General features: G+C 45.2%; 21 protein-coding genes. 12 read left to right on the forward strand and 9 right to left on the reverse strand.

Annotated features, from left to right (window positions below):
• The 5 genes from DR864_RS11080 to DR864_RS11100 form a co-directional block, all read right to left on the reverse strand.
• Positions 1-759: an ABC transporter ATP-binding protein gene (locus DR864_RS11080; protein ID WP_205319234.1), complete on the reverse strand. Its 759-nt coding sequence runs from the start codon at positions 757-759 to the stop codon at positions 1-3.
• Between the two features lie 14 nt (positions 760-773).
• On the reverse strand, positions 774-1,559 hold the full coding sequence (locus tag DR864_RS11085) for an MlaE family ABC transporter permease (protein WP_114067032.1): 786 nt from the start codon (positions 1,557-1,559) through the stop codon (positions 774-776).
• Positions 1,560-1,891: 332 nt separating this feature from the next.
• The gene (locus tag DR864_RS11090; RefSeq protein WP_114067033.1) at positions 1,892-2,296 is read right to left on the reverse strand and encodes a GNAT family N-acetyltransferase; all 405 of its coding nucleotides are present in this window, start codon (positions 2,294-2,296) and stop codon (positions 1,892-1,894) included.
• A gap of 65 nt (positions 2,297-2,361) precedes the next feature.
• Positions 2,362-3,132: a tetratricopeptide repeat protein gene (locus tag DR864_RS11095; RefSeq protein ID WP_114067034.1), complete on the reverse strand. Its 771-nt coding sequence runs from the start codon at positions 3,130-3,132 to the stop codon at positions 2,362-2,364.
• 61 nt (positions 3,133-3,193) lie between these two features.
• Entirely contained in the window at positions 3,194-4,528 is a 1,335-nt protein-coding gene (locus DR864_RS11100) for a DEAD/DEAH box helicase (RefSeq protein ID WP_114067035.1), read from the reverse strand.
• Between the two features lie 214 nt (positions 4,529-4,742).
• On the opposite strand from DR864_RS11100, the gene DR864_RS11105 reads away from it, so the two are divergent.
• Both DR864_RS11105 and DR864_RS11110 read left to right on the forward strand, forming a co-directional pair.
• Positions 4,743-6,383, forward strand: a complete 1,641-nt coding sequence (locus DR864_RS11105) for a M20/M25/M40 family metallo-hydrolase (protein WP_114067036.1) — start codon at positions 4,743-4,745, stop codon at positions 6,381-6,383.
• 108 nt (positions 6,384-6,491) lie between these two features.
• Complete coding sequence (locus DR864_RS11110; RefSeq protein ID WP_114067037.1) at positions 6,492-6,848, forward strand: hypothetical protein; 357 nt, start codon at positions 6,492-6,494, stop codon at positions 6,846-6,848.
• A gap of 20 nt (positions 6,849-6,868) precedes the next feature.
• Here DR864_RS11110 and DR864_RS11115 read toward each other — a convergent pair whose 3' ends face one another.
• Together DR864_RS11115 and DR864_RS11120 are read right to left on the reverse strand one after the other, a co-directional pair.
• Positions 6,869-8,125 (reverse strand): aminotransferase class V-fold PLP-dependent enzyme, encoded by a 1,257-nt coding sequence (locus DR864_RS11115; RefSeq protein WP_114067038.1) that lies wholly within the window; start codon positions 8,123-8,125, stop codon positions 6,869-6,871.
• Between the two features lie 168 nt (positions 8,126-8,293).
• Positions 8,294-8,812 carry a fasciclin domain-containing protein gene (locus DR864_RS11120; protein ID WP_114067039.1) on the reverse strand — a complete coding sequence of 173 codons (519 nt, stop codon included), beginning with the start codon at positions 8,810-8,812 and terminating at the stop codon, positions 8,294-8,296.
• A 235-nt stretch (positions 8,813-9,047) separates the two neighbouring features.
• On the opposite strand from DR864_RS11120, the gene DR864_RS11125 reads away from it, so the two are divergent.
• The 9 genes from DR864_RS11125 (at position 9,048) to DR864_RS11165 (ending at position 20,206) form a co-directional block, all read left to right on the forward strand.
• Positions 9,048-9,428: a hypothetical protein gene (locus DR864_RS11125; RefSeq protein WP_114067040.1), complete on the forward strand. Its 381-nt coding sequence runs from the start codon at positions 9,048-9,050 to the stop codon at positions 9,426-9,428.
• An 87-nt stretch (positions 9,429-9,515) separates the two neighbouring features.
• Entirely contained in the window at positions 9,516-13,862 is a 4,347-nt protein-coding gene (locus tag DR864_RS11130) for a CusA/CzcA family heavy metal efflux RND transporter (protein ID WP_114067041.1), read from the forward strand.
• A gap of 9 nt (positions 13,863-13,871) precedes the next feature.
• Complete coding sequence (locus DR864_RS11135; protein WP_114067042.1) at positions 13,872-14,999, forward strand: efflux RND transporter periplasmic adaptor subunit; 1,128 nt, start codon at positions 13,872-13,874, stop codon at positions 14,997-14,999.
• A gap of 218 nt (positions 15,000-15,217) precedes the next feature.
• On the forward strand, positions 15,218-15,778 hold the full coding sequence (locus DR864_RS11140; RefSeq protein ID WP_205319235.1) for an RNA polymerase sigma factor: 561 nt from the start codon (positions 15,218-15,220) through the stop codon (positions 15,776-15,778).
• Positions 15,775-17,352: a putative outer membrane beta-barrel protein gene (locus DR864_RS11145; RefSeq protein ID WP_114067043.1), complete on the forward strand. Its 1,578-nt coding sequence runs from the start codon at positions 15,775-15,777 to the stop codon at positions 17,350-17,352. Before DR864_RS11140 ends, DR864_RS11145 begins: the two co-directional genes overlap by 4 nt.
• Before the next feature lie 130 nt (positions 17,353-17,482).
• Positions 17,483-17,929, forward strand: a complete 447-nt coding sequence (locus DR864_RS11150; protein ID WP_114067044.1) for a QcrA and Rieske domain-containing protein — start codon at positions 17,483-17,485, stop codon at positions 17,927-17,929.
• Between the two features lie 44 nt (positions 17,930-17,973).
• The gene (locus DR864_RS11155; protein ID WP_114067045.1) at positions 17,974-18,885 is read left to right on the forward strand and encodes a DUF5777 family beta-barrel protein; all 912 of its coding nucleotides are present in this window, start codon (positions 17,974-17,976) and stop codon (positions 18,883-18,885) included.
• Positions 18,886-18,909: 24 nt separating this feature from the next.
• Positions 18,910-19,458, forward strand: coding sequence for a YceI family protein (locus DR864_RS11160; RefSeq protein WP_114067046.1), 549 nt, complete (start codon positions 18,910-18,912; stop codon positions 19,456-19,458).
• 4 nt (positions 19,459-19,462) lie between these two features.
• Positions 19,463-20,206 carry a hypothetical protein gene (locus DR864_RS11165; RefSeq protein WP_114067047.1) on the forward strand — a complete coding sequence of 248 codons (744 nt, stop codon included), beginning with the start codon at positions 19,463-19,465 and terminating at the stop codon, positions 20,204-20,206.
• 38 nt (positions 20,207-20,244) lie between these two features.
• Here DR864_RS11165 and DR864_RS11170 read toward each other — a convergent pair whose 3' ends face one another.
• Positions 20,245-21,972 (reverse strand): GMC oxidoreductase, encoded by a 1,728-nt coding sequence (locus DR864_RS11170; protein WP_114067048.1) that lies wholly within the window; start codon positions 21,970-21,972, stop codon positions 20,245-20,247.
• 332 nt (positions 21,973-22,304) lie between these two features.
• Between DR864_RS11170 and DR864_RS11175 the strand changes: the two genes are divergently transcribed.
• The gene (locus DR864_RS11175; protein ID WP_114067049.1) at positions 22,305-22,532 is read left to right on the forward strand and encodes a PspC domain-containing protein; all 228 of its coding nucleotides are present in this window, start codon (positions 22,305-22,307) and stop codon (positions 22,530-22,532) included.
• A gap of 120 nt (positions 22,533-22,652) precedes the next feature.
• On the opposite strand, the gene DR864_RS11180 is transcribed toward DR864_RS11175, so the two are convergent.
• Positions 22,653-23,870 (reverse strand): MDR family MFS transporter, encoded by a 1,218-nt coding sequence (locus DR864_RS11180; protein ID WP_114067050.1) that lies wholly within the window; start codon positions 23,868-23,870, stop codon positions 22,653-22,655.
• Positions 23,871-23,912: the final 42 nt, after the last annotated feature.

Consider the following 23,912-nt stretch of genomic DNA (forward strand, 5'->3'; position numbering starts at 1 on the left):
TTAATTCTGAAGTTTTGGTTCGATAAAATTGTAATCATAAAAACTACGAATGCGGGGGTCGGGGTTGCCGAAAACCTCCTCAAACGTGCCTTGGTACGCAAATTTGCCATCAAACAAAATCGCCACCCGGTCACCTGTTTCTTTGGCGCAGGTTAAATCGTGCGTGATGATGATAGAACTGGTGCGGTATTTTTCCTTTACCTGATTCATTAAATCATTGATTTCCTGACACGTAATGGGGTCAAGTCCTGCGGTTGGCTCATCGTACAGCATAATCTTAGGGTTCATGATGAGGGTACGGGCTATTCCAATCCGTTTGCGCTGCCCCCCCGAAAGTTGAGAAGGCATTTGGTCCAACGTTTTTTTCAGACCTACGGCTTCGATGACCTCATCAACGGCTTTATCTATTTCTTTGCGGGTCATGTTTTTTAGATTTCTAACCAGTGGAAACTCCAAGTTTTCCCGCACCGTCATGCTATCGTACAACGCACTACTCTGAAACGAAAAACCAATCTTCAACCGCAACGCATTCAGTTCTTTAGCCGTCAAATCAGCAACCGATTGGCCAAATACTTTTACCTGTCCACGGTCGGGAGTGAGTAGTCCCGCAATAATTTTAATCAACACCGACTTTCCCGTTCCTGACCGTCCCAATACCACTACATTTTCATTTTCATGCACATCCAGATCTACCCCCGACAATACGTGCAGGCTCCCGAACGATTTATATAAATTCTTTATTTCAATCGTTTTCTCCATGATTGCGTGCAGATTTAGCGAAACCAATTAGCTACTTGAACAATAAATAATTCTTCAATAAAAATCAGAAACATGGATAACACCACCGACGAATTGGCAGCTTGGCCTACCCCTTGGGTACCATTGGTGGCGTTGAAACCCTTATAGCACCCAATCATTCCGATGGTAAACCCAAAAGAGGTAGCTTTGACTACCGCCGTAATAATATCCAAGAAAACGATACTGTCGAATCCATGCTCCAGAAAGGCCAGCACGTTGGTTTCTTCGTTGACCGTCACGTTAAGAAAAGCGCCCGCCAACGCCACCAAAGCGCAGTAAAAAGATAAAATGGGAATCGTGATGGTGGCAGCCGCTACGCGCGTAACAACCAAAAAACGAATCGGATTGACCGCCGACACTTCCATGGCATCTATTTGCTCGGTCACTTTCATCGAACCCAGCTCAGCGCCAATGCCCGACCCTATCTTTCCTGAACAAATCAGCGACGTAACCAGCGGTGCCAACGCCCGCACGATGGCAATGGTCACCAACGACGGCAACCACGAGGTAGCCCCGAATTCCATCAGGGAGGGGCGCGATTGTTTGGTAAAAACGTATCCCGTGACAAACCCCGTCAGGGAAATCAACGGCAGGGATTTGAGGCCGATGGAATAACATTGTCGAACAAATTCGGTAAACTCAAAGCCCCCAGAAAATGCCTCTCTAAAAACCAACTTTACAAACTCGAAGGCGTCATAAAAACCCATTAACCAATCATCAACTTTTTCGGAGAAGACATGTTTCGCAGATTCGCTGTTCATCATTATTAAGTGCGCACGCACTGGTTAATCGTTGTCGCAGTTAGAGCTGTACGAGCCCTCCCGTTCAATATTTGTTTTAGCTAATTGGCACATCAAACATTCGTTGTAAATTACCTTTCTTGGCTAAAATCACTTAAACGGGGACCAAAGAGGTACAAGTTATGTATGACAAATTATCAAAAAAAGTATTCCACAGCAAATTGTAGAAAAAAATTCCCATAAGCCTCATGACTGAAAAAAAAATGAGCTTATTGCCCCAAAATGAGCAATAATAAGTCAAAAATAAGCGTAGTAAGCACCCGTTTGGGGAAACCTTTACCAATATTTACCACTCAAAAAATGAGGTTCATTTTTACGTAGGGAATATCTCCTTTGAAGAAAGTATCGCCTTCTTGTTTCATACCGAAACGTTCATAAAAAGGCTTAGCGTCGAGCCGAGCATCGCACCAAATGCGCGTCGCTTGAAGTTCAATAGCACGTTCAAAAACAATTTCGAGTAGGGCGCTTCCTAGCCCTTGGCGCTGAAAATCAGGATGAGTAGCAAACTTTCGGAAGCGGGCCACCTGATGGTCATCCACAAAGAGCGAAATTACTGATACAGGTTGATTATCGACAAAATAGCCAAAATGAAGCCCATTTTCATCTTCGGGGACTTTTACAAATTCAAAGGGTTTGTCAGGCCACAAAACTTGGTGGCGGAGGGGATACGTATCAGCAGCGGTGATGGAGAGAATCATTGTTGGTGTTACCTCCTGCCCGTCTAACTGTGTAGTACACGGACGGTTTGAGGGGATAAAATACCTTAATTGGGCGTACTAAAAATACCCAGCGGGTCACATTTTTTGGCGAGGAGTTCTTTCATAAAATCATAATCCAACAATTCAATATCCAGCACTCGGGTCTTGTGTAAGTTGTCCCAAGAAGCGTCATAATTGCCTTTATGAAATTCCAACACCGACTTTTTGAGATAAGCCGTAGCAAAGGTAGTATCCAGACGAATGGCTCGATTGAGAATTTGTTCTGCCTCCATCAACTCCCATTTATCACTGCTTTCTTTAAAGTGTATCAAATCAACGGTAGCCAAGTCAACCAGCATACCTACGTTGGTTGAGTCAAGGTCAACACCTTTGCGGAGCATACGCTCAGCGTCGGTGATGTGACCTTGTTGGAAACACACCACTCCTAAACCCCAGTACGTGTCGGCATTTTGTGGATTGAGCAAATAGGCCAAATTAAAACGATAACAGGCCGTATCGAGGTCGCCTTCGTCCAAATACTCCCAACCACGCGCCGAGAAAAACTCGCTGGCTTCCTTACGGGTAGTAAAGTTTTGGTCGCAATCGTTAAGAAAATTAATTTCAAATTCAATTTGCGCGCCACTTTTGGCTACTTCTCCAAAAAGGGGTAGCAGGTGAAGATTTTTCACCACTGTAGCCTCGGAAGCAGCCCCGGTTGCTTTGTTACTGGTATCAGCCGGGCGGCTGCTCGTAACAAACTGCATTGTTTGCGCCTTACTTTCCAGCACAATTAACAATCCGAATACCAAATAACTGAATGCCTGTATTTTTTTCATCGCTACCAACTCATCAGAACGTCTTATAAAACGATGCTTTCAAAGGGTTATTATGCCAAATTTACTTTTTTCGTCTCTTAAAAGAATTTTTCGCTGACGAGGCTGTTCTTTTTTGCGGATTCGCATTTTTAGGCTTCGAATGTACAACTTTTTTATTTTTCTTTTCATGAAATGCCCCCTTAAAAGTTGGATCATCCTTGCGTCGTTGTTCATCCAACTCTCGCAACAAGGCTTGCTGCTCTTCGAAAGGCGTTTCTGGCACTTCCAACGCTTCTGGCAAAGGCTGTCGAGGAATGGTCATTCGGATGATTTTTTCAATTTTGGCAATGTGATAATCATCTGCAATGGTCACAAACGTAATGGCATTCCCTTCCTGATTGGCCCGACCCGTACGCCCAATGCGGTGTACATAATCTTCGTAAATCAGCGGCACATCAAAGTTGACCACGTGACTCACCTGCGTAACATCAATGCCCCGGGCGGCCACATCGGTGGCGATCAAAATCCGCACTTTTCCTTCTTTAAAAGCCTCCATCGCATTGATACGCGTGTTTTGGCCTTTGTTGGCGTGAATGACCCGTACTTCATCTTCGGTCACTACCTTCCGTTTCAGGAATTTATAGATATTTTCGGCATTTTCGCGAGAGCGCACAAAAACCATACCACGCTCAAAAACGGCGGCATCCTGCACCAATAATTCGAGCAGGTTAATCTTTGTTCTAAAATTGGGGACTTCATAAATGATTTGGTCAACGCGTGCGGCCGTAGTGGCCTGAGGTGTGACTTCCACACGAATGGGACCTTCCAGAAAGTTCTCCGAAAGTCGTTCTACTTTTGCAGGAAACGTAGCCGAAAACAGCAGATTCTGACGTTTTCGGGGAATTACTTCCAAAATTCGGTTGATTTGAGGCATGAAACCCATGTCCATCATCTTGTCAGCTTCATCCATCACGAGCGTGGTCAACTGCTTCACCACAATCTCACCGCGCAGGTACAAATCCAAGAAACGCCCCGGCGTAGCCACCACAATATCGACTCCTTTTTGCAGAGCTTCAATTTGGGTTTTTGGGCCCAAACCGCCATAAATGGCGATGTGCCGCAAGTCAGTATATTTTGCCAATTCGCCGAGAGCAGCGCCTATCTGCATCACCAATTCACGCGTTGGTGCCAAAATAAGTGCCCGAGGGTGCATCCCCTGCGCGTACTTGATACGCATCAATAGCGGCAATACATACGCGGCGGTCTTTCCCGTTCCGGTCTGCGCAATTCCCAACACATCATGCCCTTCCAAAACAAGCGGAATAGCCTGTTCCTGAATGGGAGACGGCACCTCATACCCCGCATCGGCAATGGCATTGAGCAGTTGGCGATTGAGGTTAAAATCTTCAAAATTCATCTGAAATCAATAAATCAATGGTTGATTGCGAAGCCCACGCCAAAGGCTGTTTTTGCTTCGCCACTTACGCAAAGTACATCAATTGTACGTAAAGCCCAAGTCTAAGGTTAGCAAATTATCCCACTGGAAGGTTCATTAATGCGGTGATTTTCATGAGTTAGTCCGCAAATAGTCTATTTTTGCAGGCTGACCATTTCCCCAAAAACACCAAAAAATGAAGAAACTAGTATTTTTAATATTTATCCCATTATTCGCTCATTCACAAGGAGTTATCAACAGAAAGCTTAAAAAAGCCCTTAATCAACTTGATTCCAATCAAATCAAAGCCCATGTAGCGTATTTGGCCGATGATAAATTAAAAGGGCGTATGCCAGGGCAGGAAGGCTACCAACTGGCGGTGGATTATGTAACCAACCAATTCAAAACCATTGGGCTACAGCCCGCAGGAGAAGAGAATGGATATACCCAAAAAGTGATTTTGCGGAAGTCTATCCTAAAAAAGGAGGGTTTAGCGCTGCGCTTGAATCTGAAAACTGGCGAGACAAAAACCTTAGAATACGGCACTGAATTCCTGATATTTCCACATCCCGAAAAAACTTCGATCGAGATTTCAGCCCCGATGGTGTTTGTCGGTGCGGGGTTTGATAGGCCCGAAATGGGCTTTAAAGACTATGAAAACATTGACGTAAAGGGCAAGGTAGTCGTAGTCATGAAAAAAGTACCGGATAGCCTCGCGGCCAATGTAAAGCTGCACCTCAACTACGCCGCCACCACCCAAGAATATGCGATAAAAAACGGAGCTATCGGCATTATAACTTGCAACTACGCCACCAGCGCGGTACAATTCAAAGCCCAAGGCAGCACCCTGACTTCTGCTGGGCAAACCGCCTCTATGGATGAACAAGGAAAAGTGGTTGGCTCTATTTCGCACCGTGGGTTGCCATTACAAATTGCGGGAGCGATTTCGGTAAAAATGTTAAGTGACTTATTAAAAGCCGAAGGGTTAGATTTTGAAAAAATCGGACAAAGGATGGAACGCGGCGAAAACGTAAGCATTCCTCTTACGTCCACCCTTCAATCAAGCTATACGACTCAACACGAAGACTTCGTAAGCTATAATATCATTGGAAAAATAGATGGCAGCGACGCCCAACTTAAGAATGAATACGTAGTTCATACCGCCCACTTAGACCACCTTGGCATCGGGAAAGCGGTCAACGGTGATTCCATTTATAACGGTGCGCACGACAATGCCTCGGGAGTGGCGTGTAGTCTGGAGATGGCCCGTATATACGCCCATCTGAAGGAAAAGCCCAAGCGCTCGGTGCTTTTTGTGATTGTCACAGCCGAAGAAATGGGGCTGCTCGGCTCGGCCTATTTTGCCGCCCATCCCACGGTACCCAAGGAGACAATGGTCGCGAATGTAAATACCGATATGCCAACCATTATTGCCCCGTTGGAATCTATTTCGGCCTTAGGTGCGGAGCACAGCAGTTTATCGACGGTGGTAGCTCAGGCTGCCAAAGCCCTCAAATTGGGCGTTGAACCCGATTTAGAGCCCAAAGAGGGGCGTTTTGTGCGCAGTGACCAATACAGTTTCGTACGAGCAGGAATTCCAGCGTTGCACGTCAAATACGGTAGCAAAACTTCATTACCAAACTTTAATTTGCTAGAATCGGTCAAAAAATGGCGTGAAGCCACTTATCATAAAACCGCCGATAACTTCAACGGCGGTACGTTTTACTGGTCGGCAGGCCGCAAATACGCCCAACTTAATTTTTTGATTGGCTATCTAGTAGCTCAAAATCCCGCAAGACCCACTTGGAAGAAGGGGGATTTTTTTGAGGTGAGATAGGGTTTGTAAACGAGATACTGTGGGCGCTTAATTCCAATAATACACTCCGCATCAGAATCTTATATGTTTTGATGTAGTAAACCACATTTGCTTTAAAATCAAGTTGACATGAAAAAGAATAAAATAGAAAACCACGTCAAATATGGATTGGAGGCTATTGATGATGGTCTTACAATAGAGGTTAATCTAAAAAAACTCCTATTAATGTACAAGACGTTTGAAGAGTTGATAAGTTTCTTTCATCAACCCGGACATTATACTAAAATAGAAGATATTGAAGAATTCATGGGAAATAAGAATACAGGAATGTTTTCGATTTTAAGTCAAATTTACTACCAAGATTTTGATGGGATTTTGCCCCAAAATATAAAAGACATTTTAGAAAGCGATGAATTCTATAACCCTGTAAAACAGTATTACAAGACTAAGTCGGATCTGCATCCTTCTGATGGATACCCGACTTAACTCATCGAATGATTATTTATTTACGCCAATTCCTTCAACGCTTTCACAAACGTATCCAACTCCTCGGTAGTGGTGAATATGTGCGGGGTCACGCGTACGCCGTGGACGTTGGCGTAGTCTATGGCAACGGTCCAGATTTTGTATTTTTCCATGAGGGTTTTGGCGAGGTCGGCGGGTTTGAGCTTGGTCACGCCCACGTTAGCAATGGCTCCGTGGCGTTTGGGGTCGGCGGGCGTATTAACCACAATACTGAGATGATTTCTTACCTGCGCCGTCCAATAACTTTGCAGGTAGCGCAATCGCGCTTCTTTGCGCTGAATACCGATTTTTTGATGAAACTTGATGGCATCCGCCAATGCTAAGTCGGTATGCACGGGGTGAGTACCTGTGTGATTAAGTTTACGAATATCATCATCGGCGTAGCCTGTTTCGCCAATCAGTGGCCAAATCTGCTTGATTTTGTCTTTTTTTACGTACAGCAAACCCGCGCCCAGCGGACACCCCAGCCACTTGTGCAGACTGCTGCCGTAATAATCGCAATGCAGGTCGGGAATTTTGAAATCAAAATGACCTACGGCATGCGCGCCATCCACCATTACCTCAACGCCTTTGGCGTGGGCCATATCGGCGATTTTTTGCACTGGCAAAATCTGTCCCGTAATATTGATGATGTGACACACCATCAACAGACGCGTTTTGGACGTAATGGCCTGCGCGTACAATTCTACAATTTCTTCATCCGATTTGGGATGATTGGGCACAGAAATGATTTTGTTGACAATGCCGTAACGACGCGCCTGCTGTTTGAACATATCAATCATTGCGCCGTAATCTTGCATCGCCATTACTACTTCATCGCCCGCTTTCCAGTCGATTCCCGAAATAATGGTATCCAATGACTCCGTCGTATTGCGGGTAATAATCACTTCTTCGTGCGACGCTCCGACCAATTCGGCCAATTGTTTGCGCACTGCCAATTTATCGTCAAACTGCCGCGTCCGCATGTAGTAAGACGAAATGGGATTGATGTCGCGGATGTGCTGAATATACGACTCTAGTACTTCATTAGACGCCAACACATAATAGCCGTTTTCAAGATGAATAAAATCTTTCGTAACCGTGAAACCTTTCCGTAATTCTGACCAAAATTCCTCTTTTTGAGCTACCTGCTCAGGTGTTTGGGAAGCAATGGCAGGCAAAAGCGCATCAATGTTGACGGAAGGTAGGGCCGCTAACCCAGTCAGCGATTGAAGAAATTGGCGTTTATTAAGAAGCATGAAGAAGCAGAGATTCGTTGATGAAAGAGTCGGGAGTAAAAATAGAAAAATAAGACGAAAGTACACCTACCAAGCCCAAGGTGGTCTTAACAAAAAAACTGGGCGACATTCACGGATAAATTACCCATGCCTGTCGCCCAGTGATGTGGCCTGTTTATCGGCGCTTGTTTACTTTGGCATTACTACCGTGTCAATCACGTGAATCACGCCATTGCTACCTTTCAAATCAGTAGCTGTTACAGTTGCTTTTCCGCCTTTTTCGTCGGTCAAAATCACTTTTCCACCTTCAATCGAAGCCGTTAATTTTCCGCCAGCCACGGTTGTTAGTACTACTTTTCCCATACCTCCTTTGATGGCCGCCAAAACTTTGGTAGCATCAAGGTTTCCAGCTACTACGTGGTAAGTAAGAATACCCGCCAACGTCGCCTTGTTTGCAGGCTTGAGCAAGGTCTCTACCGTTCCGGCAGGCAACTTAGCGAATGCCGCGTTGGTGGGCGCAAATACCGTAAAAGGCCCCGCTCCTTTCAATGTGGTTACCAAATCGGCAGCTTTTACGGCCGCTACCAAGGTGGTGTGATCGGCCGAACCGATGGCAATGTCAACAACGTCTTTTTTGTCTTGCGCCATGGCACTTACGGCAAACAGGCTTACTGCAAAAGCGAGAATGGTGTTTTTAACTGATTTCATTGTTGGTTTTTAGTTTTGTCAATAGTATAAAATGATACTACGACTGATGAACAGGTTGTTCGCGCAATTGTTTTGTTAAATTTTTACTCTATAATACCAACCAACGATTATCCCGAAAACGCATCTGTGGGAGGGAATCGGTCTTTATGCTTCTCTATACACATAATGACTTAAGTCATTTTCTGGCGTTAGCACAAAAACTATCTTTATAAAATGCTACTTTTGCACCGTGAAAATGCTTATCTCAAGATTTTTGTTAATCATCTACCTCTTTTCAGCAACGGAACTCAACCAGTTGTTGAAGTTACCGGTGCTTGTGATGCATTTTCAGGAACATCAACAAAAGTGCCCATCCATTTCGTTTTTTCAATTCTTACACCATCACTACGCCATCAATCACGCAGATGACGGCGATACCGACCGGGACAATAAACTGCCTTTCCAATCACACGACAACTGTAGTTCGTTTCAAGCTCCTCTTTACTTCTTTCTGAGTTTTACGCCTTTATCACCAAGCATTACGATTATCAAAGAAGGAAATCCTTCTTATTACACCTCTGCGCATATTTTGGCCGCCCACCTCTCTACCATTTGGCAGCCACCTCGATTCATTTAATGAAACATTTTTGAGATGTATGTCTCCCTATTTATCCTTCATCAAGTGCGATGAGGGTGTTCTGTTGTTTCATTAAATTCTATTTTCATGCTAAATTCAATCATTGAGTTTTCCGTCAGGAATAAACTCATCGTCGGGCTGTTTGTCATTGCGCTCCTTGGCTATGGTACCTACGAAGTTACCAAACTGCCCATTGACGCCGTTCCCGACATTACCAACAATCAGGTTCAGGTCATTACCATTGCTCCGTCTTTTGGGGCGACCGACATAGAACGTCTCGTTACGTTTCCCATTGAGCAAGCCAACAGCAACATATCGGGAATGCACGAAATCCGAAGCTTTTCCCGATTTGGGTTATCGCTCGTGACCATCGTATTTGACGACGCAACTGATATTTACTGGGCACGCCAACAGGTAGCGGAACGTTTGCAAAAAGTGCAATCCGTTATTCCACAGGGAGTTGGTGTGCCTGAATTGGGCCCTGTTACAACGGGTTTGGGCGAAATTTATCAGTACGTGGTGCGTCCCAAAGACGGCTACGAAGGAAAATACAACGAAACCGACCTGCGTACTATTCAGGATTGGATTGTGCGACGACAATTGTTGGGCGTCAAAGGCGTGGCCGAAGTAAGCAGTTTTGGGGGAAAACTCAAACAGTATTCCATCGAAGTGGACCCCGCCAAATTACAGGCCAACAACATCACCATCAACGACGTTTTTAAAGCCCTCGAAAACAACAACCAAAACACGGGCGGCTCGTACATCGAAAAAGCTTCCACCGTTTTGTACATCCGCAGCGAAGGCTTGGTGGGTGGCATGGACGACATCAAAAACATCTCCATCAAAAGCCTCAGCGGTGGCACGCCCCTGTTCATCGGCGACGTAGCCGACGTAAAAATCGGCTTTGCCACTCGTTTTGGGGCTATGACTTACAACGACCAAGGCGAAGTAGCGGGTGCCGTGGTAATGATGTTGAAAGGTGCCAACAGCAGCGAGGTGATTAAATTGGTGAAGGAACGCATTGCCCAAATTCAGAAAACCCTGCCCGAAGGCGTGGTCATTGAACCGTTTTTGGACAGAACCAAAATGGTAAACAACGCCATTGGAACGGTTGAGAAAAACCTCTTAGAAGGGGCGTTGATTGTCATTTTTGTGTTGGTGCTGTTTCTGGGAAATTTCCGAGCAGGGCTTTTGGTGGCATCAGTGATTCCGTTGGCGATGCTGTTTGCCATCATTATGATGAATCTCTTCGGCGTCAGCGGCAACTTGATGAGTTTGGGAGCGCTGGATTTTGGGTTGATTGTGGACGGGGCGGTGATTATTGTCGAAGCCGTCATGCACCAACTCTCTCACAATAAGAAATTTAGCGGGGTGTCGCAACTCAGTCAGCCGCAGATGGATGCTGAGGTAAATCAATCAGCGGGTAAGATGATGAACAGCGCCGTATTTGGTCAAATCATCATTTTGGTGGTGTATCTGCCTATTTTTACCTTGCAGGGCATCGAAGGCAAAATGTTCAAACCCATGGCGCAGACGGTGGCGTTTGCGTTGTTGGGGGCGTTTATATTATCACTGACCTACATTCCGATGATGAGTGCGGTGTTTTTGAGTAAAAAAATAAAACACGACCTCAACTTCTCGGACCGACTCATGGCTAAAGTAGAAAATGCCTACCAAAATGCGTTGAACAAAGTCGTTAGTTTTCCTAAAACGGTCTTAATCGCTACCATTTCCCTTTTTGTTTTGGCTCTTTTTGTGTTTTCGACCTTGGGTGGCGAGTTCATTCCAGCCCTCGAAGAAGGCGACTTTGCCGTTGACACGAGGGTATTGACGGGAAGCAACTTAACCACAACCATTGCCAATACCCAAAAAGCCGCCCATATTCTCAAAAGTCGTTTTCCCGAAGTGGAAAAAGTGGTGACCAAAATAGGCAGCGGAGAAGTTCCCACCGACCCCATGCCCATGGAAGCCAGCGATATGATGGTGATTTTGAAGGACAAAAGCGAATGGACTTCGGCAAAAACATTTAACGAATTGGCCGAAAAAATGGGAATGGCCTTGGCCGAAATCCCCGGCGTGACGGCTGGTTTTCAGTATCCGGTGCAGATGCGTTTCAACGAACTGATGACGGGGGCGCGGCAGGATGTGGTTTGTAAGATTTTTGGGGAAGATTTGGATACCTTGGCGGCTTATGCTCATCAATTGGGCGGTCTCATCAACACCGTGGAAGGGGCAAAAAACCTTTACGTGGAGGCGGTATCGGGAATGCCGCAAATCATTATTCAGTACAACAGAAATGCCATTGCCCAATACAATCTCAACATCGCAGACATCAATCGGGTGGTAAATACGGCTTTTGCGGGGCAAAGTAGTGGAATGGTGTTCGAAGGCGAAAAGCGCTTCGATTTGGTTGTACGCCTTGGCGGTGAGCAAAAAAAGGACGTGACTGCCGTTCAAAATCTGCTGATTCCCACACCACAGGGAACGCAAGTTCCACTGTATCAACTGGCCGACGTTCAAATCAAAGAAGGACCAAACCAAATACAGCGCGAAGATGCCAAACGTAGAATTGTGGTAGGCTTCAACGTTCGTGGCCGCGATGTACAGACGATTGTGACTGAATTGCAGGCTAAAGTAGAAAAGCAAATTCGCTTTCCTGCGGGCTATTATGTGACCTACGGCGGGGCATTTGAAAACCTTAATGCGGCCAAAGAACGCCTGATGATTGCCGTACCCGTGTCGCTGATTCTGATATTTTTACTGCTGTTTTTTGCCTTCAATTCGGTCAAACAAGGTTTGCTGATTTACTCGGCCATTCCGCTGTCGGCCATCGGCGGTATTTTGTTTTTGGCCATGCGTGGGATGCCGTTCAGCATCAGCGCAGGCGTAGGATTCATCGCGCTATTTGGCGTGGCAGTATTGAATGGTATCGTGCTGATTGCGGAATTTAACCGTCTCAAAGCGAGCGGATTGGATGATACAAGAAGCATTATTCTGAACGGCACCAAAGTACGCCTTCGCCCCGTTTTGATGACGGCTTTTGTGGCCTCTTTAGGCTTTTTGCCGATGGCCCTCAGCAACGGCGCGGGGGCCGAAGTGCAACGTCCATTGGCTACGGTCGTGATTGGCGGGCTGTTGATTGCCACATTTTTGACGCTGTTTGTACTGCCCGTTTTATACATGGTGTTTGAAAAAGTGGGGGTAAAACCTCCTAAAATAACACCGGCCGCAACACTTCTGGTTTTAGGATTATCACTTTGGGGCAAACATACTCAAGCCCAAACGCCCATTACCTTGCAGGCAGCCATTGATACAGCGCTGAAAAACAACTTATCGGTAAAAAACGAAAAGCTTATTTCTACCTACCAACAGGCATTGATAAAAACGGCCAAGAATTTGCCGCAGGCCAATGCAACCGCCGAAATCGGGCAAATCAACAGTGCGTATGTTGACTCAAAAATCGGCATCGGGCAGGCGTTCAGTTTTCCGAAAGTTTATAACACCCAAAAAAATCTGTTGAATGAGGAATGGAAACGAAGTCTTTTGGCGGTCAACGTACGGGAAGTTTTGTTGAAAAAACAGGTGACGCAGGTTTTTTACGGCTTGCTGTACCTGCAACAAAAGCGGCAATTGCTGCAATTTGCCGATACGCTTTACACCGATTTTTTCAAAAGGGCCGAATTGCGTTTGTCGAAAGGTGAAAGCAATGTGCTGGAAAAAGCCACTGCCGAAACCCAGTTGGGACAAATCACGACGCAACTCAATCAGCTTTTGCAGGACATTGACATGATGCAGTTGCAGTTTCAGTTATTGCTTAATACATCCACCCCTTTTACCCCTTCTGCTAACAATTTCAAACTCGCAAGAACGGCTACTGAGTTGTCGTTGAACGAGCACCCGTTTATGCAATTGCTGAAACAACAGCAAGCCATTGCGGCTGCTTCTGTTGAGGTCGAAAAAGCACGATTACTTCCCAATCTTTCGGTAATGTACAACAACGGCAGTATTCGGGGCGTGGGGGCAGACAATAAAACTTATTCGGGCATTCACCGATTCCAGTCGGTGCAGTTGGGCGTTGGGATTCCCATTTTTACGGCAGCACAAAAAGCCCAAATCAACAGCGCCAAAGTGCTTCAACTCGTGGCTGAAAGCAATTATTCAGTGGGTTTGCAGTCATTGGATATTGAGTACAAAACAGCTCAAAATCAGTATGATAAATTCGCGCAAACGGTCGCTTATTTTGAAAATACGGCCTTGGCTAACGCCCGTTTGATTACGAACACGGCCAACCAACAACTCTTTGCGGGAAACATCAATTACCTCGAATGGGTACAATTGGTGAATCAGGCCACGACGGTCCGAAACGACTACGTAGAAGCCGTTCGGAACCTGAATGAGGCCGTTATCCAACTCAATTATTTCAACAACAAATAGACAATCACCATGAAAAATACACTCATATTCAGCGCATTAGTTGGCTTATTGACCGCCTGCGGAAGCAAAACAACCGAAGAACAAACCACCACCGCACCAGCCAACGAAAACATCATCCAACTTACCGAAATTCAAATCAAAAACGCAGGAATCGTGACGGGAAGTTTGGAGCAAAAGCAGATTTCGTCGGTGCTGAAAGTCAACGGAAAAATAGAAGTACCGCCCCAAAACGTGGTTTCCATCAGCGTACCGATGGGTGGTTATCTGAAAAACACGGACTTGCTGGTGGGAATGAACGTGCGCAAAGGGCAACTTTTGGCCGTGATTGAAGACCAGCAATACATTCAGTTGCAGCAGGATTATTTGACGGCCAAATCCAAAATCAATTTCTTAGAAAACGAGTACCTGCGCCAAAAAGACCTCAACCAAAGCAAAGCGAGCAGTGACAAGGTCTATCAGCAGTCGGAAGCGGAATTTAGAGGGCAGCGGGTATTGTTGAGTGCCTTGGCCGAAAAATTGAAATTGGCGGGGATTAACCCCGAAAAGCTGGGGGAAAACAATATTTCTCGCACCATTAACATTTATTCGCCCATCAGCGGGTACGTGTCCAAAATCAACAGCAACATCGGAAAGTACGTCTCGCCCACCGAAGTAATGTTTGAGCTCATCAATCCGACCGATATTCACTTGGCCTTGAAGGTGTTTGAAAAAGACGTAGATAAACTTTTTATTGGTCAAAAAATCATGACGTTTACCAACAACCGCCCCGACAAAAGGTATGTTTCGGAAATCATCATGATTGGAAAAGACCTCACCGCCGACCGCGTGAGCGAGGTTCAGTGCCATTTCAAAAACTACGATAAGGCCCTCATTCCGGGTACATACATGAACGCCGAAGTGGAAATCAAAAACAACAGTGCCTACGTATTGCCCGAAGACGCCATTGTGCGCTACGAGGGCAAGCACTATGCTTTTATCAAGAAAGCCTCCAATGAATTTGAGATGAAAGAAGTACAAATCGGCAACACCGAAAACGGCTTTACGGAGCTACTTAATCCCGACAAATCCAATCAATCCTTTGTAGTAAAAGGGGCATATGCGTTGTTGATGAGCCTTAAAAATAAGTCGGAGGAGTAATTAAATCCGACCTACTGTCCGTTGGATTTTGCACAGATTTGTGCAAAATCCAACTATATTTTATGGATCACCCCACTCTTTTGAGTCTTTTGTCATCTTGTGTGAAATAGGCGGATTGAGAACAATATTCATTCCTAAATATTGACTCTCATGATAAAAATAAGATTCTCCGAATAGATGATATGTTCATATGATTTATCACTAAACTTTATAGTATTTTGCCGGAAAGTCAGCTCATAAAAGCCTGTTTGAGGGGAGAATCATTTGCTTATGAACGCCTCTATCAACAGTATGCCCCCAAAATGATGGTGGTATGCAAACGGTATGTGAGTGATTATGAAGACGCCAAAGACCTTTTGCAAGAAGGGTTTATGAAAGTTTTTCAGGAACTGCACCGCTTCCGCAATGAGGGGTCGTTTGAAGGTTGGATACGACGCATTATGGTCAATGTTTCACTTGAACATTATAAAAAAATGGTCAAGCTACATCATCAATTGGACGACATTTCGCTGTTGAACGACCATTCCCAACCCATTGCCGACGAAGATATTGAAAGCCAGCTTTCAGCCGACGAATTATTACTTTTGGTACAAAGCTTGCCCCCGTCCTATCGTATGGTGTTCAACTTATACGTTTTTGAGGGATTCAAACACCAGGAAATCGCCAAGCAATTGGGTATTGGCGAAGGCACCTCTAAATCCAACTTGCAAGATGCCCGCCGACTGCTACAGAAGAAGATTTTGACGATGAACAAAGAAGCTAAAACCCGTTCGATATGAGCGAGCAAGAACCACACAAACTAGACGAAACCTTTCGTTCGATGATTGAACGGATGTCGTTCGAACCACCCACAGCCAACCTGGATACCATGCGGGCCAATGTGCTCCAAATGCAGTTGGGCCGACTCAAAACAGAAAATGGCTGGCTTAAAGCAGCCTTGGGCATAGTGATGATGCTGTTGGGCAGTACTGGGTATGTATTGCTGAAAGGAAACGCCCCCGTACGGACAGAGCCGGTTGTTCAGCAGATACTAAAAGTCAAACAGATCGACACCGTTTATATCACTCGAACGGAGCGGGTTTACATTCGGGTGCCCATTCCTGAATCCATCGACGACGGCCCTGATTTAGCTCAAAATGACTATGAAGAACCTGATAATCAACCTAAAGCCAACAAAAACTCTGAAACCCTACCGAATGAAAAAACCGCTACTTTACATCCTAAAATCGGAATTCATAAAAATAAGTCATTCGATTCAAAAGATATTGTTGAAAATAATCGGTCTGGCAACCGTAAACGCAGCATTTTCAATAACCAAGCCCTCACCCCAAATCTAAGTCGACGAAAACAGGCTGGCAATGTTGAATCTTACGGTCAAAATTTAACAGAGAACAAAACTCTAATTGGAAATAGCGTACCTTCTGCAGGTGGCCTTAACGCCCCCCCCGAGCCCTTAAACGAAGTCGAAACCAGCTTATTAAATCTTAGCCTTTTAGAGCCCTTGAATTATTCAACATCCCCCCACTTACACATTCCCAAGATTCACTATAAATCTAAAAATCCAACCAATGCAAAACCTAGAAAACCTCGTCAGCCTTTCAGCGAGCGGCTTTCGTTATCGGCTTATTATGCCCCAGAGCTCAATAAACTTAATCTAAGAAGAGACAATATTGATGCTTTTGAGTTTGGTCACGAAAGTATTACAGGCACCCAAGTAGCAGGTATACGTGTTGGTATTAAACTATCCGACAATCTAAGCCTGTTGACGGGGCTAGAACACCAAACCATCCGCTTTGAACATTCAGGGCTCAATAAAGAAACCTTGATTGCTCAGAATATAAACGGTCAGCCCACATTTTTCAAAAAAACGGTCTTTGGCATTGCACAAATCCCCGGAGATTTCTATACTTCCAACCCAGCGGTAGGCAGTAGAGTAGTGCTTGAAAGTGACGAAGATAATTTTGTGCAATTTTTACGCATTCCGTTGGCGTTCAGTTATGATTTTTACCGTCAGAAGCTGCACTGGTTTGAGCAAAGAAACACCGTTTTAAAACTCTATACCATTGTAGGTGGCTATTGGGCCACTCCAACAAAGCAGCAAATGAAAGTAGAAATTTATGAACCAGACGGACATGATTTTTATACAACACTCACCCATTTCCAAAATACAAGCGCAAATGTTGGGTTGAATGTGGGGTTAGGAGCAGAAATACGTTATGGCCAACATTGGAGTCTATTTGGAGAACCCTACTATCAAACTAATATGCAAAGTATGGTTCAAAATTTGCCTCTCCGGACGTTTGTGGGCGGATTTGGATGCCATTTTGGGCTAAAATATCAAATGAAAAAATAAGAAATTACCATCTTTTAAAAGTGCCGACCAACAATGTTCGGCACTTTTTTTTGTGGGTCACCCCACCTTTTATTCAAAATTACGCTCTTACTGACGAAAACATGCAATCCCACGTAACCAGAATTTTAAAATGATTAACCAAGAAAAAATCAACCGCAATGCATTTTTGAAGAATTTAGGATTAAAAGGGGCCGCCCTCATGGCTGTCTATTGTGGTGGAAATAGCCTGACAAGTTGCCAAAATGATTCCGCAGTAACTCCCCTAGCGGCCGACATTATACTTGACCTAAGCGACAGTAAATACGCTGCCCTCAAAGCCAATAATGGTTATGTGGTACTTTCTGCCCAAAATGTAGTGGTAGCTCGTACTGCTACCAACACTTACGTAGCCGTAACGCTCATCTGTAGCCACGAACAAAGGCGCGAAATCACTTATAGGTCAGGGGAGTTTTATTGCACTGCTCACGGAGCCCGTTTCGACAACGCAGGAAAAGGACTGAACACCGAAGGTAAAAAGGGGCTGACAGTTTATACCACCTCACTCAATGGCACCACACTTACGGTAAAAGCCGCTTAACTATCATGCAGGCATTCAGTCTGACACTTCTTTAACGCCATAAAATGAAAAAATACTCACTTCTTCTACTGATCAGCTTGATTACGATTGTTGCACACGCCCAAGACGATTTGTTGGACGAACTCAATAAAATTCAAAAGCCGGTTGTAAACTATGCCTCGGCTACGTTCAAGTCAAGTCGTATCGTATCGGGGCATTCGATAGAAACCGTCGCGGCTAAGCACCTTGACTTCAGAATCTCACACCGATTCGGTGCATTGAATTCGGGGTATCAAGAGTTGTTTGGTCTGGATCAATCTCAAATTCGGTTAGGATTTGAATTTGGTCTTACTGACCGCCTCACCGTAGGCGTAGGGCGTAACAGCTACCAAAAAACCTACGATTATTATGCTAAGTACAAACTGTTGCGGCAAGCCTCAGGAGCCAAAGTAATGCCGGTCACAGTGGCATTGTTGGCCGCGGCCTACACCAATACCATGCCCTCTCAGCCCAATGCCCGTTTTTTTAACAATTTAGAACGCCAAACTTATTGTGGGCAGTTGTTGATTGCCCGAAAATTTGGGGAGCGGGTTTCGCTACAGCTTTCTCCTTCGATACTGCACCGCAACAAAGTAGAAACCGAAAATGACGCCAATACTTTGTATAGCTTGGGCATGGGCGGCCGCTTCAAATTGACGCGCCGTACGTCGTTTAACATTGAATATTACTACACTCCTACCTCCGCAGATGAAATCTCCCTACGTGATCCACAGTTTAAAAATGCCCTTTCCATCGGCTTCGACATCGAAACGGGCGGCCACGTATTCCAACTCCATTTTACCAACTCCAAGGGAATGACCGAAAAATACCTCATCGGTCAAACCGAAGGAATGTGGCAAAACGGTGATATCTTCTACGGATTCAATGTATCGAGGGTCTTCAGTTTTGATAAAAGCGCCAAGAAAACTCACAAATAATTTCATTCCAAAAATCAAACAATCATGAAAGCACGATTGGTTATTCCTTTGATTATCATATACTTCATTTCTTTTCAGGCAAAATCTCAGTTGTTTATTACGCAGGGGGGCGAAACGAGTTTTTTCTCCGAAACCCCTTTAGAAAACATCTCTGCTCTCAATAAACAAGTGGCGGCAATTATCAACACTTCGACCTCGGAAGTGGCCGTGAGAATTCAGAATGTAGCGTTTCACTTTCCCAATAAACTCATGGAAGAGCACTTCAATGAAAACTACATGGAATCTGAAAAATATCCCAATTCGACGTTTAAAGGAAAGATACAAGAAGTGATTGATTTCAAAAAAGAAGGGGTATATGATGTATCTGCCAAGGGCATTTTAGAGATGCACGGGGTAAAACAAGAACGAGTCATTAAGGGGAAACTAACGGTTGGAAAAGAGCAATTAACCTTTGTCGGTAACTTCGACGTAAAACTTGCTGACCATAAAATAGAAATCCCGACGTTGGTGATGGCCAAAATCGCCGAGTCGCTGACCGTCAAAAATCATTTTGTCTTTACCCAAAAAAAATAAAGCCATGAAAACGCTTAACTTTTTTCTCTTCATTGGCATTGTCGGGTTATTTATTTCTTGCCTCTACGACAAACCTACCCCCGAAACCTCTTCAAACACTACACCCGGCCCGACCAATCCCTCAAATAGTACAAATACTGCCACGGGCATCACCCTGACCTGCACCATTGTTCCAAACACGACGGCGAGTGACCAAGTATGTTTTAATACCCAAATCCTTCCGCTAATTGTGAGCAATTGCGCCACCAGCGGCTGCCATGATGCCAAAAGTAGGGAAGACGGGTATGAATTAACGAGCTATAAAACCATCACGAGCAAAGGCATCAATATCAGTAAGCCCCTCAGCAGCAAGCTATACCAAGTAATGATTGATACCGGAAAAGACCGAATGCCCCCTTCTACACCGCTCTCCAAAGCCCAAACCGCCTTGTTTCTTAAATGGATTCAACAAGGCGCGAAGGAAACGATCTGCAATGTAAGCGTTGATACGACCAATGTAACCTTCTCAAAATCAGTGAAACCCCTGTTGGACACTTATTGTGTAGGTTGCCACAAAACAGGTGCTTCATCGGGAAGTGTACTATTAGACAGTTATAATAGCGTAAAAATTTACGTTGACAACCAACGGCTTTTTGGCACAATGGGCTCGCAACAAGGCTACTCACCCATGCCCCCCACTGGAAAATTGACGGATTGCCAACTATTAGTAGTCCAAAAATGGATTTTGCAAGGGGCTAAGAATGACTAGAATGTTTTCGATTCCTCTCTATCGATGTTCAAAATTATCTACAAATTGCCTTTCCGCATTTCCTTCACGGCATAATCTGCCGCCCGAGCGGTCAGGGCCATGTAGGTCAGGGATGGATTTTGGGTCGAAGTAGAGGTCATACAACCGCCGTCGGTCACGAATACATTTTTGCAGGCGTGCATCTGATTCCATTTATTCAGCATCGAGGTTTTGGGGTCTTTGCCCATCCGGATACCGCCCATTTCGTGATTTTCGTTGCCTGGCACCCGCTTCGTGTCCATCGATTTGATATTGGTGAAGCCTGCTTTGGTGAACATTTCGGTAAATTGCTCATAAAAATCCTTCAACATTTTCATATCGTTATCATCAAAATCGACCGACATCCGCAATTGCGGAATTCCCCAATCATCCTTTAGGTTCGGGTCGAGGCGTACATGATTGCTTTCTTTGGTCAACACCTCCCCCATCATATTGGCTCCGATGCTCCAACCTTCTTCGGAAGGTCTGGAAAGTTGGTCTTTGAGTTCCTCCCCAAAGAATCCATCTGTCGGAACACCCATTTTTGACGAGCCAATCGAAGCGGCATAGCCCCGCAAAAAGTCAGTTTCTTGTTTTGTAACATTTCTAAAACGCGGCAAATAAGCACCGTTGGGTCGCTTTCCTTCGGTGGTGGTATCGTGAAAACCATCGTACTCGGCAGAAACTCGACCACGGTAATTATGGAATCCAATGTATTTTCCCAACACACCGCTGTCGTTGCCAAAACCGTTTGGAAAACGATTAGAAGTAGAATTAAGCAGAATCAGATTAGAATTGAGTGCTGAAGCGTTCAGGAAAATGATTTTCGCGTAGTATTCCGTCATCTCTTTCGTGTTGGCATCAATGACGCGCACGCCCGTTGCCTTTCCTTTTTTCTCGTCATAAATCACTGAGTGCACCACCGAATGCGTTTTTAGGGTCATTTTGCCCGTTTTTTCGGCCCAAGGCAACGTCGACGCATTGGTACTAAAGTAGCCGCCGTAGGGGCACCCGCGCTCACAAAGCGTCCGATTTTGGCACTTAGCCCGGCCTTGTTGATAGTGAATAGGCTTGGGTTCAGTGAGATTGGCCGTACGGCCGATGATGATGTGCCGATCGGTATAGTTTTTAGCGACCTGCTGACTGAAGTGTTTTTCGACACAACTCATTTCGTGCGGGGGCAAAAACTCCCCGTCGGGTAGGTTAGGCAATCCGTCTTTGTTGCCCGAAATACCCGCAAATTTCTCGACATAGCTGTACCAAGGTGCAATATCAGCGTAACGAATGGGCCAATCAACCGCAAAACCGTCACGGGCAGGGCCTTCAAAATCAAAGTCCGACCAGCGCTGTGTTTGCCGCGCCCACAAAAGCGAGCGTCCGCCTACCTGATAGCCGCGCATCCACGAAAAAGGCTTCTCTTGCACAAAAGGGTGCTCGAAATCTTTCACCACAAAGTGCAGCGTTGGCTCTTTGAAAATATAGTGCCCACTCGAAGCAGGGCTTTTTTGTTTTAACTCCATCGGAACCTCCCCTAAATGCGGAAACTCCCAGGGATTTTTCATCGCAGTTGGATAATCTGTAATGTGTTTTACATCCCGCCCGCGTTCCAAAACCAGCGTTCTTAAGCCTCTTCCAGTCAGCTCTTTAGCGGCCCAGCCCCCGCTGATACCCGTGCCAATCACGATGGCATCAAAGCGATTCGTCGCACCGGTACGTTCTTTGATGGAATCTATGTTAAAGTAACTCATGTTGATTCATATTCCCTCGGCTGTGGACCTCCGAAGGTAAAGTTAAGTGGGTTAGATTCTACACTATAAAAAAGTATGGTCTGTTTTGACTTACTGTCTATTGAACAAAAATAACGGTCTTTTTGCTTTCCTTCTATAAAGTTCTTAAAAACAAACTATATCTCTGAGGCCTACTTCACTTCCGTCGTGTTTTCTAAACAGCAACATCCTCAAAAATATCCATTCATCAAGCCCCTTTTCCGTTGGTTATAATCCCGTTGGCAAGTTTCACCAACACCCCTACATTTGACCCATCAAAACAGCCAAGAACAACCAACAATATTATAATAGCCATGGAAACAAACAGATTATATCGCATTACCAATCAATCAGTTATCGGAGGAGTGGCAGCTGGAATGGCGCATCATTTCGGGATAGACCGCGCACTGGTACGCATCCTGTTTGTGCTAGCTTTTTTCTTCACCGCAGGGTTTCCTACCGTCATGATTTACATTATTTTGTGGGCAGTGCTACCGACCGCCATTAAAGAATCAACGGATACGAGCGTGATTCGTATCTAGGGGTTGAAGTGAAACAGTGTTTGCAAATGAATGCCGACTTTGGAGAGAGTCGGCATTTTTTTATCTTGCGCGAAGGGATGCTTTCATCTTGCCAAAAGCGGGTTCGAGAACCCGCCCACACTACTGTTTCTCCTGTTCAATCAGCGTCTGCACCCAACGAAAGCCCACAAAAGCCGCCAGCATACACCCAATAATAACGCCCCAAAGCGCATAATAGCCGTAAGTAGCGGCAATTTGCCCGCCCAGCACTGGGGCGGCTACCTGCGCAATGGCGTAGCACATGGAGTACAATGCCGAATATTGCCCTCTGTTTTGGGGCGTAGAGCGCTCCATCGTAAAAGAGTTCATGAACGGCATGGCCAACATTTCGCTCAATGTGATGGTGATGACCGCAAGGGGCAAAATCCAGACAAACCCCTGAAAAACAATGAACAGTAAATAACTGAGTCCGCAAAAAAGTACACCCCAACTGATAAAGGTGAGTTTAGGACGCAACGGCTCAATGTAGTAAATCAAAATCATTTCAAACGCCGCTACCAGCAGTCCGTTGGAACCGAGAAGTAAACCAATGTAAAATTCGTTGACGTGGAGTTCAGTTTTCCAAAAAACGGGCACAATGCTAAAAAACTGCATAAACCCGATGGCAAACAAAATGGTAAATACCACAAACCGCATGTAAATACCATCCCGAAAAGCAGATTGTTTCGGCACGACAACCGCATCTTTGTCGTATTCAGCGGCGTGGGTTTTGTCCCGATTTTTAACCAATAAAGCCAGCACCACCGCCGCCGAAATATTGGTAATACCATCGGCAATGAATAAATATTTGTAGCCAATCGTCGCAAAAAAACCGCCTAACGCGGGGCCAATGGCCCAACCGATATTGATAGCTAAACGGTTGATGGCATACGCCCGTGTGCGATTTTCGGGGGTGCTGTAAAACGCAATGGAAGTAGAATTTGCGGGCCGAAAGGCTTCACCTACCAAACTCAAACAAAACGTAGAAATACACAAAGTGGGCAACGTACGCATTTGCATCAGCACAAAAAACATCAAACCGCCCAATGCCAAACTTGCCATTTGGACGTAGTAGTGCCCCACTTTATCGGTCAGTTTACCGCCAAAATACGTCCCCAATATCCCTCCCGCACCCGCACAACTCACTACCAAACCGGCATTGGGCAAACTGAAATGTAGCGCCTGTGTCAGGTACACGCTCATGAAAGGAATCACCATCGTACCCGACCGATTGATGAACATCACAAAGGCCAAAAGCCAGATTTCGCGGGAGATACCGCCGTACGCATTTCGATAAAGAGTGGCTGTTTTTTGTAACATAATGCAAAAGTAAAGAGTCAGTCGGAAAATTTCCGACTGACT

The organism is Runella rosea (assembly GCF_003325355.1).
Classification (GTDB): domain Bacteria; phylum Bacteroidota; class Bacteroidia; order Cytophagales; family Spirosomataceae; genus Runella; species Runella rosea.

What these genes read in the sequence shown, in the direction of transcription:
- DR864_RS11080 (WP_205319234.1), bottom strand. Translation starts at nt 759, where the DNA reads ATGGAGAAAACGATTGAAATAAAGAATTTATATAAATCGTTCGGGAGC.
- DR864_RS11085 (WP_114067032.1), bottom strand. Translation starts at nt 1,559, where the DNA reads ATGAACAGCGAATCTGCGAAACATGTCTTCTCCGAAAAAGTTGATGAT.
- DR864_RS11090 (WP_114067033.1), bottom strand. Translation starts at nt 2,296, where the DNA reads ATGATTCTCTCCATCACCGCTGCTGATACGTATCCCCTCCGCCACCAA.
- DR864_RS11095 (WP_114067034.1), bottom strand. Translation starts at nt 3,132, where the DNA reads ATGAAAAAAATACAGGCATTCAGTTATTTGGTATTCGGATTGTTAATT.
- DR864_RS11100 (WP_114067035.1), bottom strand. Translation starts at nt 4,528, where the DNA reads ATGAATTTTGAAGATTTTAACCTCAATCGCCAACTGCTCAATGCCATT.
- DR864_RS11105 (WP_114067036.1), top strand. Translation starts at nt 4,743, where the DNA reads ATGAAGAAACTAGTATTTTTAATATTTATCCCATTATTCGCTCATTCA.
- DR864_RS11110 (WP_114067037.1), top strand. Translation starts at nt 6,492, where the DNA reads ATGAAAAAGAATAAAATAGAAAACCACGTCAAATATGGATTGGAGGCT.
- DR864_RS11115 (WP_114067038.1), bottom strand. Translation starts at nt 8,125, where the DNA reads ATGCTTCTTAATAAACGCCAATTTCTTCAATCGCTGACTGGGTTAGCG.
- DR864_RS11120 (WP_114067039.1), bottom strand. Translation starts at nt 8,812, where the DNA reads ATGAAATCAGTTAAAAACACCATTCTCGCTTTTGCAGTAAGCCTGTTT.
- DR864_RS11125 (WP_114067040.1), top strand. Translation starts at nt 9,048, where the DNA reads ATGCTTATCTCAAGATTTTTGTTAATCATCTACCTCTTTTCAGCAACG.
- DR864_RS11130 (WP_114067041.1), top strand. Translation starts at nt 9,516, where the DNA reads ATGCTAAATTCAATCATTGAGTTTTCCGTCAGGAATAAACTCATCGTC.
- DR864_RS11135 (WP_114067042.1), top strand. Translation starts at nt 13,872, where the DNA reads ATGAAAAATACACTCATATTCAGCGCATTAGTTGGCTTATTGACCGCC.
- DR864_RS11145 (WP_114067043.1), top strand. Translation starts at nt 15,775, where the DNA reads ATGAGCGAGCAAGAACCACACAAACTAGACGAAACCTTTCGTTCGATG.
- DR864_RS11150 (WP_114067044.1), top strand. Translation starts at nt 17,483, where the DNA reads ATGATTAACCAAGAAAAAATCAACCGCAATGCATTTTTGAAGAATTTA.
- DR864_RS11155 (WP_114067045.1), top strand. Translation starts at nt 17,974, where the DNA reads ATGAAAAAATACTCACTTCTTCTACTGATCAGCTTGATTACGATTGTT.
- DR864_RS11160 (WP_114067046.1), top strand. Translation starts at nt 18,910, where the DNA reads ATGAAAGCACGATTGGTTATTCCTTTGATTATCATATACTTCATTTCT.
- DR864_RS11165 (WP_114067047.1), top strand. Translation starts at nt 19,463, where the DNA reads ATGAAAACGCTTAACTTTTTTCTCTTCATTGGCATTGTCGGGTTATTT.
- DR864_RS11170 (WP_114067048.1), bottom strand. Translation starts at nt 21,972, where the DNA reads ATGAGTTACTTTAACATAGATTCCATCAAAGAACGTACCGGTGCGACG.
- DR864_RS11175 (WP_114067049.1), top strand. Translation starts at nt 22,305, where the DNA reads ATGGAAACAAACAGATTATATCGCATTACCAATCAATCAGTTATCGGA.
- DR864_RS11180 (WP_114067050.1), bottom strand. Translation starts at nt 23,870, where the DNA reads ATGTTACAAAAAACAGCCACTCTTTATCGAAATGCGTACGGCGGTATC.